The sequence below is a fragment of the Lactobacillus sp. WILCCON 0058 genome, assembly GCF_057198005.1.
The window spans coordinates 479,524-495,493 of record NZ_JBUBHM010000001.1 but is presented as its reverse complement, the minus strand read 5'-3'; the positions used below and the strand labels follow the sequence as shown (position 1 = coordinate 495,493).

Below are 15,970 nucleotides of genomic sequence, written 5' to 3'. Positions count from 1 at the left end.
CTTTTTTATTGGATGCTCTCAATGCCCTTAGTATACGGGCCTTCTGCTTGAGAAAAATTGTTTTCTATCAACTTTTGCGCTTTTTGCAATTTTGACCGGTAGGCTAGCAGCCGCATGGCGTTCAGGATCACGACCAGGATGCTGCCTTCGTGGACAAACATCCCGATGGCCATGTTCATCCAGGAACTGGCCAAAAGGCTGACCAATAAGACCGCTACGACAGCCAGGGCGATGGTAATGTTTTCGATCATGTTCCGCCGGGTAGCCTTAGCCAGGGCCAGAGCCCGCGGAATCCGGTCAAAGCTGCCGTTCATGAGGACCACGTTTGAAGTTTCAATCGCCACGTCGGTTCCGCTGCCCATGGCAATCCCGATATCGGCCCGGGCCAAGGACGGGCTGTCGTTGATCCCGTCGCCGACAAAGGCCACGATCTCGCCGGCTTCCTGCCGCTTTTGGACAAAGTCTGCCTTGTCTTCTGGCAAAAGCTGGCCATATGCCTCAGTGAGGCCCAATTCTTCAGCCACCAGGTCAACCGTCTGCTGGTTGTCACCGGACAAAAGGAGCAGGTTCTTCACGCCCAGCTTTTTTAAAGCGGACAGGTCTTCTTTGACCCCGGCCCGGATCTCATCCTTTAAGCCTAAGGCAAGCTCTAATTGGCCATTGACGGCGACCAGAACCAGGGAATTGCCAGCTGCTGCCAGCTCTTTTAAGTCCTTTTCCATTTCTTCCGTGACTGGAACATGGTACTGGTCAAGCAAATAGCGGTTGCCGACTAAAACCTGCCGGCCAGCCACCTGGGCAATAATCCCGCCGCCTTGGAGAGTCCGGGAAGCTTCAACTTCTTTTGCTTCCAGGTCCTGGTAGTAGCTCGTAATCGCCTTGGCCAAGGGGTGGGCAGATTCTTTTTCCACGCTGACTAAAAGCTCTTCAGCCTCCTTGCCTTGACCATATTTTTTCACCTGGCTGACCCGGGGGTCGCCGTAAGTCAAGGTCCCGGTCTTGTCGAACATGATCGTATCGACCTTGCTGAACTTGGTGATGACTTCACTGCCTTTAAAAAGGATCCCCTGCTTGGCCCCGTTGCCGATCCCGGCCACGTTGGAAACCGGAACCCCGATGACCAGGGCGTCTGGACAGCCGAGAACCAGGATGGTTACGGCCAGTTCCAGGTCTTGGCTGATGAGGCCAACAATGATGGCCAGGATCAGGACGACTGGAGTGTAGTACTTGGAGAAGCGGTCAATCAAGCGCTCAGCCTGGGACTTGGAGTCCTGGGCTTCTTCGACCAGTTCGATGATCTTGCCAAAAGTCGTCTCGTCGCCAACTTTTTCTGCCTTGATCCGGATAGTCCCATTTTCTAAAATAGTGCCGGCGTAGACCGAGTCACCAGGATTTTTGCCTAAAGGCATGGACTCACCAGTGATGCTGGCCTCGTTGACCGTTCCAGAGCCGGCGGCAACTTCCCCGTCGACCGGGATCTTGCCGCCGGTCTTAACCAAAAGGATATCCCCTTCGTTCAAGTCATCTAAGTCAACTTCTTCAAAGTCGCCGGATTCAGTCTGCCGGAGGGCGGTTTCCGGCACCATCTCCACCAGTTCCTTGATGGCTGACCGGGTCTTGGCCAGGGTCTTTTGCTCAAGGTAAGCTCCAAACAAGAAGAGGAAGGCCACGATGGCGGATTCTTCAAATTCCTGGATGATGAAGGCGCCTAAGATGGCCAGGGTCACCAATAAGTCGATGCTGATGACTTTGACCTTTAAGGCCTGCCAAGCGGATGCGGCGATCGGAAAGCCGCCGATAAGAGAGGCGGCCAGAAGCAGGCCGGACGCCCCTGTTTCACTTTTAAATAACCATTTAGCGGCAAAGGCCAGGGCGATTAAGACGCCGGTGATTGCCGTCAGCCGGTTGCGATTTTGCATTAACCATTTTTGCATTGATCTTTCGACCTCCTTGATTTGCTGCTTTTAATATACTGGGAAAGCAGAATTCCCCAATTGATTTCTATCAAGATCGGGATTTTTCACGCAAAAAAAACACGTACTGATTTGCCATCAGTACGTGTTTGCTAATTATTATCGCTTTACAGCTTGCCGTATTCTTCGTCATCAACCGGTTCCAGCCATTCGTTGCTCATGTTTTCGCCTGGAATCATGAAGGCCAGGTGGGAGAACCAGCTGTCCTTGGCTGCCCCGTGCCAGTGCTTGGTGTTGGCTGGAACGATGACTGCCTTGCCCGGGGTCATCTTTACTGGCTCTTGGCCTTCAATCTGGCACCAGCCTTCCCCGCCAACACAGATCAATACTTGACCGCCGCCCTTGTCAGCGTGGTGGATGTGCCAGTTGTTCCGGCAGCCCGGTTCAAAGGTAACGTTGTGAATCGGGAATGGAGCATCAGTTACCGGTGCAAGGTAGCTGTTTCCAATAAAGTACTTAGCATAGGCATCATTTGGCTCGCCGATTGGGAAGAAGATCGTCTTCTCGTAGGCTTCCTTTGACAGGTCGGCTGCTTCATCTTCAGCCCAGATATCCTTGGCCATGTTAAAGACGGCCCAGGCTACCGGCCAGCCGGCGTAAAAGGCCGCGTGCGTGATGATGGCGGCGATTTCCTTCTTGGTAACCCCGTTCTTCTTGGCAGTCTGCAGGTGGTACTTCAAGGATTCGTCCACCAGCCCGCGGCCCATGAAGACTGAGATTACGACAATGCTTCTGGTCTTGGGATCGATGTCCGGGTTGTTCCAGTTTTCGCCAAAAAGCACATCGTCGTTAAAATGCGCGAATTCCGGCGCGAAATCGCCTAATTGGTCTCTGCCTGCAGTTTGAATGATCTTTGCCATTGTTTTGCCTCCTGATTTTACTATGCTTTTTTCCAGATAACGTCTGTGTCGGCCATCTCGGCAAAAAACGAGATGTCGTCCTCAGTGTGGCCGATCGGCTGCTGGTCAAACACTTCGCCATTCTGTTCATACAGAATGACCAGGCTGCCGGCCGGCGGCCAGTATGAAATGTCACCAATCTTATAGCCGGTGGCCGCGGCCTCAGTGGCCGGCAGGCTGCCTGCCCCCATCCGGCAGCACATTTCCCTGCCGTAGAGGTTCAGCATGGGCCATGTCGCCGGCAGTTTTTCATAAAGCTGCCTGGCCGCGGCATTGTCGTAAAGCTCCGCGTAAACCGTGTGCTTGCCGGCTGTAATGCTGACTTTCATCTTTATCACCTCGTCTATGCTTTCTATTATAAGAGCAATAAACGAGTATGTTAAATGCTTATGTTTTATAAATTGATATACCTTTAAAGCATACTTTTAAAATAATTCAAGAAGGCGCCAGCCGCGCCAAATTCCGGCAGGGGCTTTTTCCAGGCAAAAACCGAGGTCATGGAAAGCTCCGGCTTGAGTGGCCGGAAGACCAGGCGGTCAGTCGGATACATGTTTACCGCTCCTTCGATCGTCAAGGCTGATGCCAAGCCGGCGTCCACGATATTTACCGCCTGGGTGATCAAGTTGAAGGTGCAGAAGATATCCAGTTCTGCTTTTGGCCGGCCGATCCAGGTCAAGAGTTCCTTTTGAACCGGCAGGCGGTCAGAAGTAATGAGCGGCTCATTCCACAGGTCTTCACGGGTGATGAATTCTTTCTTGGCCAGCGGGTGGCTTTTTCTTAAAAGCAGGCCCCAGCGCTCCTTGTCCTTCATCCTGACATAGTCAAATTTCGTCACGTCGACCGGTTCCAGCAAAAGGCCGAAATCAAGCAAGCCTTGTTCCAGCTGCTGCTTGACGTATTCCGCGCTGTTGGTGTACAAGCGATAGCTGACGTTAGGGTGGTCTTTGCGAAAATTGGCCATGATTTCCGGGAAAACCCGGGAGGAGTACAGGCCGCCGCTGCCAATCGAAATGACGCCGCCAATTTCTTTAGCATCAGCGAAGTCATCTTCGATTTTTTCAACCAGCGCCGTCACTTCTTCAGCCCGCCGCTGCAGCATGATGCCAGCGTTCGTCAGCTTCAGCCGCCGCCCCCGGATAAACAGCTGCGTGCCAAGCTCTTCTTCCAATTGGGCGATCTGCCGGCTCAAGGCTGGCTGGGTCACGTGCAGCACTTCTGCCGCTCTTGAGATATTTCCTTCTCTGACTACTGCCAGATAATATTGCAAGGCCTTGATTTCCATTTAAGTTGCTCCATCTCCATCTTTATTTTAAAAGACACCACGCCAGCAGACAGATTAAATTCAGCCAACTTGCTCAAAGATGGCAATCTCTCCAGCCTGGATTTTCTCTTCTACTTAATTTTACCGATTTCTCCGCCTTTTGCGGGCAAAAAAACATGACTCCGCTGCTTGGGCGGAATCATGTTTTGAATGGATTTTGTTTTAATCGATGCGGTTGATTTTACCAGCCGCGATTGGAAGAGTAACGTGTTGGTCGTAATGGTCGTTGATCTTGCCACCAACGCTTTCTGGCAGTTCCAAGTCGGCTGGCACGCCGTGGATGTAGACCACCCGCTTGTCCAATGCCAGGTCCTGGTCATTGAAGACTTCCTTGAACTTGGCTTCCAGCTTGGCTAAGTCGACGTCTTTTTCATAGCTGTAGTAGCCGTTTGCGTCGGCAACTGGGTAGTTGTCGTGAGGGATGCACATTTCATGAGGTGCTGCATCCAGGGGCACCATAGTCGTGCCGGAGACTGGTTCGGTTTCCAAGAGGTCGATAAAGCCGTCCTGGTTGGTATCCTGGGCAAGGGTTGGCACTTGGGCATCCCTGCCGTCCGGGAAGCCATGGAAGTGTTCCCAGTGCTGGATGTTAGCCGGGGTGTCGAACATCTCCAGCTTGATGTGGAGCTTGCCAGCCTCAGTCGTGAATTCTACATAGCCATGAGCCTGGCTGCCAATTTTTTCTGCGTTAAGTGCCGTAATGTCGGCGCGGTATTTAGTCATATTTTTTCCTCAACAAATCATGGTTATCGCTTTAACGTTAAAGGGAGTTTTAACTACTTAAAAATAACTATATCACGTCATGACTATATCGAGTATACCATATAATAAGCTTGCTTACTATTTATAAAATAACGAATTAGCGGAATAATCTTTATATAAGAAATCATCAATTTCCTTTCAGCTTGCGCCAGTCATCTTCTAAGATAGCCATCAAAATGTCGTCAGCGTATTGGCCCCTGTCAAAAACTGCATCCCGCAAAACTCCCTCCCGCTTAAAGCCCGCCCGCAGGTAAGCTTTTTCCGCGCGGGGATTAAAAGAGAAGACATCCAGTTCAAGCCGGTGCAGGTGCAGCTGGTCAAAGGCGAAATCCCGGCTCACTTCAACCGCCCAGCTGCCAATGCCCTGCCCTCTTTCCGCCGGATGAAAGATGCAGATGCGGAAGTTAGCCCGGCGCAGGTCCCAGTCGATTTCGTTGATCACGCTCTCGCCAATGATTTTACCGTTGGGATCTAAGATCAAGAAGAAGTATCTGTCCGTTTCTTCGATAGCTTTTAGGAAAAAAGACGTCACTTCTTCCTTGGTAAAATGCTCCTTGCAGCCGGTCAGTCTGGCTACTTCCTTGTCCAAGGGGCAGTAATTCTGGAAATAATAATCGTCCACATCGCTGGCTTGTGCCAGGCGGATCGTAAAGCCATCTTTTTGCCAAGTTGTCTTCATGTGACTGTTGCCTCTTCATTCTAAAAACTATCTGCTGTCAGCTTTCACGTAGAAAGTGCCCCGGCCAGATCCCTTCCGGATGACAAGCCCCTCTTCAGTGAGCTTCTTTAACGCGGCAAGTGCTGATGACCGGCTGACGCTTGGGCAGTGGGCCAGCACGTCCGCGCTAGTGAATTTGCCAATTTTTTCCAGGGCATAGTGCTTCACGATATCATATGCCGTACTGCCTTGGCCATGCTCAGACATTAATCCGACGCGATCTTCAAACTCAGTGTAGCAAGCCAAGATCACCTGCAGCATGTAGCGGATGAAAGGCGTAGGATCATTTTTTTCTTCATGCCAGCCCAAGTCAATCTGCTGCAAAACATCGTAGTAACGTTCCTTAGTTTTTTCAATCTGCTTTTCGATACTGATGTACTTTCCGACATTGTAGCCACTCTTGTACAAAAGGAGCAGGGTCAACAGCCGGCTCATTCGGCCGTTGCCATCATTGAAAGGGTGAATGCAGAGAAAATCACAGATAAAAGCAGGAATCAGGATTAATGCATCAATTTGCTCGGTCGCGCTAGCCTGCTCATAAGCATTGCACAGTCTTTCCACAGCTTCCGGCGTATCGGCAGGCGAAACCGGGATAAATCTAGTAACCGACATTCCATCTGGCCTGGTTTCATTGATATAATTCTGGACACTCTTAAAGTGGCCGCCATAAGAGAAGCCAGCTCTTTTTAACAGATCCCGGTGGAGCTGAAGAATGTAAGACGGCCTGACGGGGATATACTCATAGCTCTCGTGGATTGTGTTCAGAACATCTCGGTAGCCCATGATTTCATCTTCATCCCGGTTCCTTGGTCGCGTTTTTTCGGCAAAAAGTTGCTTCATCCGTGTGCTTGTCATCACGATCCCCTCAATTTTGTTTGAGGCTTCCGTACTTTGGATCTTGGCTATTTCAACCAAGCGGTCAAGTTTCACGGGCTTTTGCCGGACAAACAAGTCCTGTCTGCCCTTGTATTCATGAATCTTGGCCACGAGATTGACTATGTCCATGTCCCAGGCTTTTTCAGCAAGTTTGCTGTAATCAAATGACCTCATAAGTTTCCTTTCGTCCAACCAGCTCTTTTTTTGCCCGATTTTGGACGAAAAAGCAAATAATTGGACTAAAAAAGTCCCTTCACGCTTAAAGAAAGTGCATGTTCATTCGTAGACATGAGTTTATCAGCTACGTTTCCCACTGTTTCCATAATCGAGGCTGATCTCTTGACGCCTGCTTGGATCATAATTTGGCCGAAGGGATCTTCCCAAAAGATCAGATCGTATCTACCAAAACCTTATATAACTATGTTGATTTGGTGCTTATGGATATCATGAACATTGATCTTCCCGAGAAGGTCAAATGCAATACTACGGCTCATCGTGCCCGCATAAGCCAGCGCATCCTAGGACGAAGCATTGATGAACGTAGCCCTAGAATCGATGCCCGTAAGGACTTTGGTCACTGGGAATGCGACTTGGTTCTTGAACGTAAGACTAAGGATGACGATGTGCTACTTACTCTGTACGAACGAAAGACACGTCAATTCTTTATTGATCAAGATTGAGGATAAGACATCAGCCAGTGTCATGAAGCAGTTGATAAACTTGGAAAGTTGTTTGGAACCAAATGGAATCAAATCTTTAAGTCCATCACAACTGACAACGGATCTGAATTCGTAGATTTATCCGATCTTGAGCAAGTCACTAAGACGCTTGTGTACTACTCTCACCCTTATATATATCCTGCGATAAAGGAAGCATAGAACAGGCTTTCAAGTGCTATATTCCCAAAGGAGACCGTATGGACAAGTACAGTGTAGAAATCATTGCTAAAATCGAAGTCCTCTTCCCCGGAAGATATTAAACTACAAGACTCCAGATGAATGCTATGACGCTGAACTTGACCGCATTCACCAACGCAGATAATCAAAATCTACTAGATCTTATGGTAAGTGTTCAATTTGTTCTTGCAATTGGAGAATTTCATATTTTCTAGATATGCGCCTTCTGATAGTGAGCAGCTCGTTTAGAGACTTTGCATTGTTCTACAATTTCTTCTTCCGTCATATCTTTAATCTGATCATAGGGCATCAATAATTCGCCAGCAAAACACTCAGCTTGCCATTCAGGATTTTTATAAACTGGTAAATCATCAGTGCGGCGATACAAAGTTAATGCTACTGGTTGGTGCAAAATGAGATGAAGTATTTCATGAGCAATCGTCATACGATCACGACCGTTGTTTTGAATTGCACCTTCATACACAGACTCTTTAATATATATAGTACTTAAACTTCCCACACCAAAAAGAACTATGAAGCCTTGAAAACTCAATAGTTTAGCCAGTAAATATTCAATTAAGCTGCTAGTGATGGCGATAATGCCTCTTGCATGTACTTCGGGAGGCGGGAAATGAAAGCTTTGGTGAACCTTTCCATCTGCTCTTCTGTTGGTTGGAAGATCTCTTTCACACTCTCGAACATGGCTTCCACCAGGATCTGAAGCGAGTGATTGAAAGTGATGTCCGCAAGCTCGTCTACCATGCAATAAAAGAGCTCGCCTATTGTCCTATCGTCTTCATCGTCTCGCTTCTCAACTGACATGAACATGTAGCGCAGAAAGACGAAAGCCGTATGGGCAGTCAATGCATCATATGAGAGTCCATGGTATTCAGTGCCAAGCTTCAAGAAGCTCTTGCAGGTCTTGAAGAAGACCTCGATGTCCCATCTTTTGCCGTAAATTCTGATGATCTCATTTTCATCGATCGTCATGTCCGTACAAATAAGAGCGATCCAGTCTTTGCGGTTGGAGCGATTTCTCACACAGACTATTCTGGCATCAATCTGGGCACCATCTTTGGCAGGATCTCCAACCTTTACAGGGACGGACAGGAGATATCTTGAGCGACCTCTACGCTTCTTGCATGCGTTGAAGATCTGCTTGACGTTCATCCGCTTTCCTTCGAACTCGTATGTGATCTTGGAGCTTTTCTTCACCATGGCGATTACGTTCAAACCACGTTGACTGATTTGGACAATCTGATGCGGATTGGAAAACCAAGTGTCAAACATGACGTACTTGGCAGTGAGCCCTGCTTTCAAGGCTTGATCGAGCAGCTGGATAACTACATCGGTCCCCTTTGATTGGGCCATAATCCGCCTCTTGGCCGCAATTGTGCGCTTGTCGATCTTCTTGGTTGTCCCGATGACATTCTGATCGTTCTTTGAGGACAGGAGAGATGAAGCGATTGGGACGAAGGAGGATCCATCAGTCCAACCCATGGTCATCATCCGAAACCCCTTCTTGTAGGTCATCGAAACGTGGTCGAATACTTTGGCAGCCAGCTCAGTCTTCTTGTATCCAGTTCTGGAGTAGAGCGAATCGTCAAAGACGAAGCAATCCGCACGTTGGTCAGAGGTCAGATCTTTCAGATGCCCATTGACGATCCTCTCAGCTAGCAGAATAGTGAAGCGAAGCCAGTTGATATGTGGGTTCTGCATGAATCGATAGTAGGTATTTTTGGAGAAGCCAGCAGTACACTTGCCAGACTTCTGTTGCATGTACATGCTTCTGTCTCGAAACACATTACTGAAGATGTATGAAAGGATCGACCAAAGCGGGACTCCTTTGGACTTGCGGAGCCCAGATCTGCGGAGAAGCTCCATAACTTTGTAGTCCTTAAAGAACTTTTCAACAGAGCGGGCAATTTTAGGTTCGTTTTCAGTATCGAATGATGGTAAACTAGACATAGCACAAGCCTTTCGTTTGATATTGATGATGTTTTGGTCGACTTAATTATATCAAGCGAACGAAGGCCTTGTGCTTTTTTGTTGGCAAAACTATTGAATTTTCAAGGTACTAGCCCACTTTTGCAAGTGGGAAGTTTAAGTATAGTATCCTTTAAAATATCAGTTTGTGCTTGCACTGCCGCTCCTAATTCATCATCATCGACTATTTCATATGAATACTCTGAATCAAGTACATCCAATCTTTCCAAAATCCAAGTAACATCAACATATTTTTTATCAAGGGCGATACCAAGCTCTTTACGAATTAATTTCGCTAAATATCGTAAATCTTCTCGAGATTCTGGTTTAGCTTCAAATGCAGTTTTATAGCTAATGATTGTCCCCATCTCCTTCTAAAATATTCCTAATCTGATCAATTTGTTCGTCAGTTAATTCATCAAACTTTCTTGCAAACATTAAAGTGGCTTCCTGCTTTTGTGGTGAGAATTGTGAGATATCAATCTTATGCTCGCTAAGGCTCACTGCGTCTTTCAACTGTTCTTGCTGCTCCATATTCAAGTTATAGACATCAATAATATTATTAATTAAAGTAGTTGATGCTTTCTTATGGCCATTTTCAACACTAGAAAGAAAAGCAGAACTAACTCCTAAATGTTTTGCCATATCATATAATCGCTCATCACGATCTATCCGTATCTTTCTTAAAAATTTTCCTAATGCTGTTGTAGCCATAATAATTCCTCCATGTGATTCATTTTGTCTGCCAAAAGTGGCATTTTATAATGTCCTATCATTTATTACATTATTAACTGAGAGTAAATCATATCTTTTTACTATCAAGTTAATTTGACTACCAATCTTTACATCTGTGGTGGCTGGCAAATAAAAATTATCACCGTCTGAATTTGATACCTTAAATAAGTTCATCTTACCAACCTTTTCCCGAGATAAAACATAAAATTTTTTTCCAGAGCGATTTACTTCATACAGTATGCCTATCTTACAATCATAGATTTCTTGCTCTTTCATAAAAGAGAATTGATCATTTCCAATTAAATCTGAATCATCAAATACTGTATATTGCTGTTTAGATTCTTGACTTTCAACAATGATGTCTCGCGTAAATTCATATTCTTTTATTGCGATTACCTTATACATCAATATTTCCCTTCCTCATATGGATAAAAGCTAACAATATAACCATTGTCACCATAAGCGACCAAATAATGCTTCGAATTTTTCTTATACAGATAGACGTCAGATAGTCTCTTCCCCTTTCCCCTACTAAAGCGTTTTACTGGTTTTAACGGTAGGATCTTCATTAATAGGTCCTTAATATCAGTATTTTCGCCAAATTCTTTTTGATGTCGTATTTCGATATGCTTCAGACCAGATGATTCATTTCCCTTCTCTAGCCATAAAAGCTTACCATAATAATTTTTAGCTACTAATACTACATCTTTTTCAGTATACTTAACTCCACTGTTCTTCAGCTCATCCATGAGCTTTTGTGATTTAAATCGTTCTGTAGCCCCTTGAGTGTGAGAATAACCTCGGTAACCGCTGCCCATCAAATCACCTTCTTATCAAATGCGTTATTACGCCAATCTTGATATTGATAAAAAGGAACCACACTTTGGTATTGTCCAAAAATATCAATAGGCATGGGCCCGTAAACAAGAACCTCTCTAGGTTCTGTTTGAACTAACGCTCGCTCAAGGCCTAACTCAAATAGCCTCCGTTTCTCTTTATCACGAATTTGTCCATAAGTACCAACAGCGCAGATTTGATGCTTAGGTATACCTGCAAAGGCAAATTCAAATGATCTTTCATCCCCCCAACGTAAATTGGGAATAATTTCAATTCCACATGACTGCAATTCGCAAGCAACTCGGTTCCGATTAAAAACTGCCATTTTTTGCAGAATTAATGGATCATCAGCATAAATACTGTAATCTGGTTGTACTACGGATCCCGCTCGTCTAAAATCTCCGATTAACCTATTCAGATGATTCTCCGCCAACTGACGCTTAAATTTTTCATCCCATTCATAAAAGCAAATAGCATCATTTAAAGACACATCTTTTCGGTCAGAAAATCTTACCATTTGGAAAGGACGTTGAAAATTATTGTTCTGTGACTGTAATACAGGGAATTCATCTTTACCTGTAAAATAGCCATTTTTTAAGTTTAGCATTCACTGCCTCCTTATTTATTATTAGGTGTCAAATATGGAGAAGTGTGCTAAACTTAAATTGCTAGTTGAAGTATTAGCACTTCTCTATTTAGTGGCTGCGCCAACAGCCACTTTTATTTTACGCCTTCAGTAAATATTATTAACCATATCAGTTAATTTGTCAACCCCTGGCAACTTCCTTGTCCAAAATACGATAGTTCTGAAAACAATAATCTTCTACAACGTTGGCCTTTGCCAAGCAGAGGTAAAACAATCTTTTTTGCCAAGTTGGCTTCATATGACTGTTGCTCCTTTCGTCTAACTAAGTAATTTTTTGGCCAATTTCATCCGATTTTGAAAGAAAAAGGTCCTCCCACAACCTGTTGTGAGAGGACCTAATTTTAACTTAGTCGCTTATCTTGGTCGCTTGACCGACCAAGTTATTTTCGCCGATATAACGCCGATCAAGTCTTTTTAATCTGTTAATTCTACAAACGCATGATAGATTGCCCGGTAATATTCTAACGCACCTTGGCCGGCTGAGAGGCCAGACACACTGCCATCCCCTGCTTCAATGATCTTCCACGATCCGTCCGCTAATTCTGCGTAATCGATTGTGTAGTATGGGCTATTTAATCCAAGATATTTTTCGGCCAATTCCATCGGCAACTTATTCACAGACTCTGGCTGCTTCGAATTTTTGCTTACGCTAATGATCTTTCCATTTGCGTAAAATACGCGGAATTCATTTGTCATGCCACCATAACGTTTTAGGTCTAGATATTCTTTGACGCAAATACCCCCAGTCAGAAGATCGCCCCGGTATTTGTAAAAAATCTTCATTGCCTCATCGAATTCTGCTTGGCTTGTCGACTGGTCAAAAAAGGCTGGGAATTCAGTCCCTTTCACCGATTTAACACTGTCCTTGACCATGAAGCGGTTAAAATGACTCTTCACATTTTCCAGATCTACCTTTCGATCTGGAAAATAGATCATCTTCGCCGCGTCATCTTTAATCAACGGATAAACATTTTGAAAGAGATGCATGTTCGAGTAAGCTTCTGGCTTTGTCAACAAGTGAATTCCATTAGCATCAAGCTCCTCGTACAGCCGCTGATATTCCTCCGGTTTTAGCATCCAGCCCCGGTAAATAACCGGATTTGAAATGTTGCCGTGATCGGTCAGCTTGAGTTTGTCTCCGGCCAGCCAATCATCGTAGTTAAACAAGACCGTGTTAAAAAGCTCTGTTTTTTCAGTAGCTTGAAATTCTTCACTCATATCATCGTCTATGACACGATAATTCATGTAACTGCCAGGAAATAAAATCGTCATCTTTTTCATCGTCGTTACATCCCCAAAAATACTTCTATGAGATAGTTTACGCTTTTCTTGATAACTCTGGTATATTAAGGGTATTCAAAAAGCAAAACATCTAACTTGGGAGAAAAAAGAATGAAGACAAACAAAGATCACGTAGAAGAAGATAAGCCTTTCACTTGGGAAAGTTTTATGTTATCTGAATCATGGAATGAATTTCCGGAAAGAAAGGACGATCCGCCTTTAACAATGGATTTTCTTTTCTGGTATCACGGTATTAGATATATCATTACCGCCGCCTACGGTGACGGTGGCTACATGATTGCCGAAGAACTCAGTGGAAAAGTCATAATTCAAAATAAAAATTTCCGTAAGTTGGTAGAAGACGTTCCTTTGTTTGAAGGCAAAACTTTCAAGGAACTTTTACCCGATTTAGACGTAGAATATTAACTCATCAACCAAAACAAGCGTAAGCACCCAATAGCAGAGTATATTAAAATCCCATCCTAGCAATGCTAAGATGGGATTAATCAGTTTATGGGACTTTACTTGCAGTGGAGCTGAACATTCTCAGCCCATGGTAAATAGGCTTCCAGACGTTGATTGTCTAATAACGACAGCTCATTGGGCAGCTTGTCTAGAAGATAGTTGATATATTTGAATTGATCCAAGCCATTTTGCTTGGCAGTTTCGAGTATGCTCATAATGATAGCCATGGACTTGGCGCCGGAACTGCTCTGTGAAAAGAGCCAGTTCTTGCGTCCCATGACGATCTCTTTGACTGCTCGTTCTGCTCTGTTGTTGGACAGTTCAAGGCGACCATCTTTTAGAACGTTCATGAACTTGTCCATGTGCTTTATGCAATACTGGAAGGCCGTCCCCAGCTTGCCGGAAGGCAACACGGAGATTGATTTCTTGGAGCACCAGTCGGAAAACTTCTCTAGCAGAGGCTTTAATTCAGACTGACGCTTCTCGTATCTCTCTTCAGCGGAAAGATCTTCCCAAGCGTGCTCCAGGCTAAACATTTGATTACAGTAGTGGATCCCTTGATTAGCCACTGAAGTTGCGTCTGATTCTCTAGCCTTGTCTTTAGGCAAGGAATCATGGAATTTGCGTCTTGCATGAGCCATACAGCCTACAAGAGTCACATCCTGTTGGCTTAATCGTAAATAGCCAGGATATTGATCACAATGAAGGTATCCGCTGAAGCCTGTGAGGAAATCCCACGCTTCGGCACCTTTTCGTGATCCATGGTGATACAGGACAATCGGCTTCTCGGCATGCTTGCCTGATAAGAAGGTCCAGACGTAGTCTTTAGCTCTTTCGCTGTCTAAGACTCGATATGGCGTCTCATCTGCGTGAATGACATCCAGCTTTAGCAGCTCTTTTCTCAAGAGCTCGTAAAGGCTGGAGAGGTAGTACTCGCAGACTTTGATATGCCAATTCGAAACCGTCTTGTGATCAAGCGGAAGGCCCATGCGCCGCAAGTCTTTCTCCTGTCGGTAGGCAGGAACCTTGAGAACATACTTCTGATAGATCGTATCAGCGATCAAAGAAGCTGAGCCAAGACTGTTGGTTAACGGTGCCTTGGGTACAGGAGCTTTGATAATCTTGTCAGCCGGTGCCTCATCACTGCAGTGCTGGCACTTGTAAGAGTGTTGGATGTGATCGATTCTCTTAACTTGGGCTGGAATGTACAGCAGCTCTTGTCTAGCACAGAAGCTGCCGATCTCTTTCAGTTCGTGCTGGCAGTCTGGACAGGTAAGATCATCCAAACGATGATGAACTTCCTCGCCCGGCAGAGAATCTAAGATATCTTTCTTTCTGCCGACTTGCTTGCGTCTCTTATAGGTAATAGTTTCGGTAACGCGAGGGTAAGTCCTCGTCATCTTGAGAGGCGTTGTCTTCCTCAAAAAGGCTCAGCTGATCTGGGTTGACAGCTCTCTTCTCGGAGGACTTGCCATAAAGCTTATTAGTCAAATAAGCAACTTGTTCAGTAAGAAGGGCAACCTGCTTGAGCAATTCTTCGTTATTTGCTTTGAGCGCTTCGATATTAGCTTTAAGCGTTTCAATTAAAGCTAAAGTTTCTTTTTCGGTCATGATCGCTGTCCCTCCTTGATTCATAATCATAAGAATACCAGAAAAGCTCGTGAAATCAATAGAATTCACGAGCTCTTGCGGTATTAATTTTAGGATCAATGGTAAAGCCTTGCATCAAGCGCATGACTTGTTCATCAGACAACTCTCGAACTTCGTCTTCATTGTTTGGCCAGGCCAGCTTCCCGTTCTCAAAGCGTTTATAGAGCAGCCAGAATCCCTGGCCGTCCCAATAAAGTGCTTTGAAGCGATCTCTTCGGCTGCCGCAGAAGAGAAAGACACTTCCAGAGAAGGGATCGAGATGGAAGCTCTTCTTAACTATGTAAGCAAGCGAATCGATTCCCCGGCGCATGTCGGTCTTACCGCAAACAATGAACACTCGACCTAATTCAGCCAGATTAATCATGGCTCAAGAACCTGCCCACGACTTCGAGCATAAGCTCGTTAGTGGCATCACTGTAAAATGACAGCTCAACTCCATTGGACTTCAGATTGAGAACGAGCCTGTTCTTTGGAAGCTTATTCCTAGGTCTGGGTTTGCCCTTCGGCAGCTCGAGCGGTACGATTGGATGTTCAGTCATAATATCGTGTTCCTCCGTATTCAATTGTTAAGAACAGTATATGACTATTGCCCGGGGGTTGATAGATACCGCGCTATTGGGTGCTTACAAACAAGCATCCCTGGCAGGATAACTTTCTTGCTAGAGATGCTTTTTTCGTCCAATTTTGCCCGATTTTGGACGAAAGAGCAAATAATTGGACTAAAAAAGTCCCCTCACGATTAAACATGAAGGGACTCTTCTTTATCTTGGTCGGTAACTTAGTCGCTTATCTTGGTCGCTCAACCGACTAAGTTATTTTCTTCGGTATTTTTGATTTCTGCTTTTCGGCTTCTCCGGAATGGTCATTTCTATAAATCCGAATCATAAAACTTACTAAATCTTGATAATCGCATCAGTATTGGTAA

General features: G+C 45.3%; 20 protein-coding genes and 2 pseudogenes. 2 read left to right on the top strand and 20 right to left on the bottom strand.

Translation table 11 applies throughout. From position 1 onward, the window contains the following. Positions 1–5 precede the first annotated feature (5 nt). From ACYVUU_RS02470 to ACYVUU_RS02440, 7 genes are all read right to left on the bottom strand, one after another. The gene (locus ACYVUU_RS02470) at positions 6–1,934 is read right to left on the bottom strand and encodes a heavy metal translocating P-type ATPase (protein ID WP_484499843.1); all 1,929 of its coding nucleotides are present in this window, start codon (positions 1,932–1,934) and stop codon (positions 6–8) included. 146 nt (positions 1,935–2,080) lie between these two features. Beyond that, the gene (locus ACYVUU_RS02465; RefSeq protein WP_484499842.1) at positions 2,081–2,833 is read right to left on the bottom strand and encodes a carboxymuconolactone decarboxylase family protein; all 753 of its coding nucleotides are present in this window, start codon (positions 2,831–2,833) and stop codon (positions 2,081–2,083) included. Positions 2,834–2,853: 20 nt separating this feature from the next. Continuing rightward, on the bottom strand, positions 2,854–3,201 hold the full coding sequence (locus ACYVUU_RS02460; protein WP_484499841.1) for a cyclophilin-like fold protein: 348 nt from the start codon (positions 3,199–3,201) through the stop codon (positions 2,854–2,856). Between the two features lie 83 nt (positions 3,202–3,284). Then, the gene (locus ACYVUU_RS02455) at positions 3,285–4,154 is read right to left on the bottom strand and encodes a LysR family transcriptional regulator (RefSeq protein ID WP_484499840.1); all 870 of its coding nucleotides are present in this window, start codon (positions 4,152–4,154) and stop codon (positions 3,285–3,287) included. Positions 4,155–4,355: 201 nt separating this feature from the next. Then, complete coding sequence (locus ACYVUU_RS02450; protein WP_484499839.1) at positions 4,356–4,916, bottom strand: hypothetical protein; 561 nt, start codon at positions 4,914–4,916, stop codon at positions 4,356–4,358. A 166-nt stretch (positions 4,917–5,082) separates the two neighbouring features. Then, positions 5,083–5,634 (bottom strand): GNAT family N-acetyltransferase, encoded by a 552-nt coding sequence (locus ACYVUU_RS02445; protein ID WP_484499838.1) that lies wholly within the window; start codon positions 5,632–5,634, stop codon positions 5,083–5,085. A 27-nt stretch (positions 5,635–5,661) separates the two neighbouring features. Further along, the gene (locus tag ACYVUU_RS02440) at positions 5,662–6,723 is read right to left on the bottom strand and encodes a Fic family protein (RefSeq protein ID WP_484499837.1); all 1,062 of its coding nucleotides are present in this window, start codon (positions 6,721–6,723) and stop codon (positions 5,662–5,664) included. Between the two features lie 89 nt (positions 6,724–6,812). On the opposite strand from ACYVUU_RS02440, the pseudogene ACYVUU_RS02435 reads away from it, so the two are divergent. Next, positions 6,813–7,590, top strand: a pseudogene (locus ACYVUU_RS02435) (IS30 family transposase); the annotation flags it as partial. Between the two features lie 66 nt (positions 7,591–7,656). On the opposite strand, the gene ACYVUU_RS02430 reads toward ACYVUU_RS02435, so the two are convergent. From ACYVUU_RS02430 to ACYVUU_RS02395, 8 genes are all read right to left on the bottom strand, one after another. After that, on the bottom strand, positions 7,657–7,998 hold the full coding sequence (locus ACYVUU_RS02430) for an ImmA/IrrE family metallo-endopeptidase (RefSeq protein ID WP_484499836.1): 342 nt from the start codon (positions 7,996–7,998) through the stop codon (positions 7,657–7,659). A 23-nt stretch (positions 7,999–8,021) separates the two neighbouring features. After that, complete coding sequence (locus tag ACYVUU_RS02425; RefSeq protein ID WP_484499835.1) at positions 8,022–9,413, bottom strand: IS4 family transposase; 1,392 nt, start codon at positions 9,411–9,413, stop codon at positions 8,022–8,024. A gap of 101 nt (positions 9,414–9,514) precedes the next feature. Then, positions 9,515–9,799 (bottom strand): hypothetical protein, encoded by a 285-nt coding sequence (locus ACYVUU_RS02420; protein WP_484499834.1) that lies wholly within the window; start codon positions 9,797–9,799, stop codon positions 9,515–9,517. Further along, complete coding sequence (locus tag ACYVUU_RS02415) at positions 9,783–10,145, bottom strand: helix-turn-helix domain-containing protein (protein WP_484499833.1); 363 nt, start codon at positions 10,143–10,145, stop codon at positions 9,783–9,785. Before ACYVUU_RS02415 ends, ACYVUU_RS02420 begins: the two co-directional genes overlap by 17 nt. Before the next feature lie 45 nt (positions 10,146–10,190). Continuing rightward, complete coding sequence (locus tag ACYVUU_RS02410) at positions 10,191–10,571, bottom strand: hypothetical protein (RefSeq protein WP_484499832.1); 381 nt, start codon at positions 10,569–10,571, stop codon at positions 10,191–10,193. Then, positions 10,571–10,984: a hypothetical protein gene (locus tag ACYVUU_RS02405; protein ID WP_484499831.1), complete on the bottom strand. Its 414-nt coding sequence runs from the start codon at positions 10,982–10,984 to the stop codon at positions 10,571–10,573. Before ACYVUU_RS02405 ends, ACYVUU_RS02410 begins: the two co-directional genes overlap by 1 nt. Next, positions 10,984–11,610, bottom strand: a complete 627-nt coding sequence (locus tag ACYVUU_RS02400) for a DUF4417 domain-containing protein (RefSeq protein WP_484499830.1) — start codon at positions 11,608–11,610, stop codon at positions 10,984–10,986. Before ACYVUU_RS02400 ends, ACYVUU_RS02405 begins: the two co-directional genes overlap by 1 nt. 453 nt (positions 11,611–12,063) lie before the next feature. Next, positions 12,064–12,930 carry an ATP-grasp domain-containing protein gene (locus tag ACYVUU_RS02395; RefSeq protein WP_484499829.1) on the bottom strand — a complete coding sequence of 289 codons (867 nt, stop codon included), beginning with the start codon at positions 12,928–12,930 and terminating at the stop codon, positions 12,064–12,066. 111 nt (positions 12,931–13,041) lie between these two features. Between ACYVUU_RS02395 and ACYVUU_RS02390 the strand changes: the two genes are divergently transcribed. Then, the gene (locus ACYVUU_RS02390) at positions 13,042–13,356 is read left to right on the top strand and encodes a hypothetical protein (RefSeq protein ID WP_484499828.1); all 315 of its coding nucleotides are present in this window, start codon (positions 13,042–13,044) and stop codon (positions 13,354–13,356) included. A gap of 95 nt (positions 13,357–13,451) precedes the next feature. Here ACYVUU_RS02390 and ACYVUU_RS02385 read toward each other — a convergent pair whose 3' ends face one another. The 5 genes and pseudogenes from ACYVUU_RS02385 to ACYVUU_RS02365 all read right to left on the bottom strand — a co-directional run. Continuing rightward, a complete protein-coding gene (locus tag ACYVUU_RS02385; RefSeq protein WP_484499780.1) occupies positions 13,452–14,795 on the bottom strand; it encodes an IS66-like element short variant transposase in 1,344 nt (447 codons plus the stop codon). After that, positions 14,752–15,006 (bottom strand): transposase domain-containing protein, encoded by a 255-nt coding sequence (locus tag ACYVUU_RS02380; RefSeq protein ID WP_484499045.1) that lies wholly within the window; start codon positions 15,004–15,006, stop codon positions 14,752–14,754. The genes ACYVUU_RS02385 and ACYVUU_RS02380 overlap by 44 nt, the downstream gene beginning before the upstream one ends. Positions 15,007–15,061: 55 nt before the next feature. Beyond that, the gene (gene tnpB / locus ACYVUU_RS02375) at positions 15,062–15,409 is read right to left on the bottom strand and encodes an IS66 family insertion sequence element accessory protein TnpB (RefSeq protein ID WP_484499044.1); all 348 of its coding nucleotides are present in this window, start codon (positions 15,407–15,409) and stop codon (positions 15,062–15,064) included. Beyond that, the gene (locus tag ACYVUU_RS02370; RefSeq protein WP_484499779.1) at positions 15,402–15,584 is read right to left on the bottom strand and encodes a hypothetical protein; all 183 of its coding nucleotides are present in this window, start codon (positions 15,582–15,584) and stop codon (positions 15,402–15,404) included. The genes tnpB and ACYVUU_RS02370 overlap by 8 nt, the downstream gene beginning before the upstream one ends. Positions 15,585–15,857: 273 nt before the next feature. Next, positions 15,858–15,923, bottom strand: a pseudogene (locus tag ACYVUU_RS02365) (Fic family protein); the annotation flags it as partial. Between the last annotated feature and the right edge of the window lie 47 nt (positions 15,924–15,970).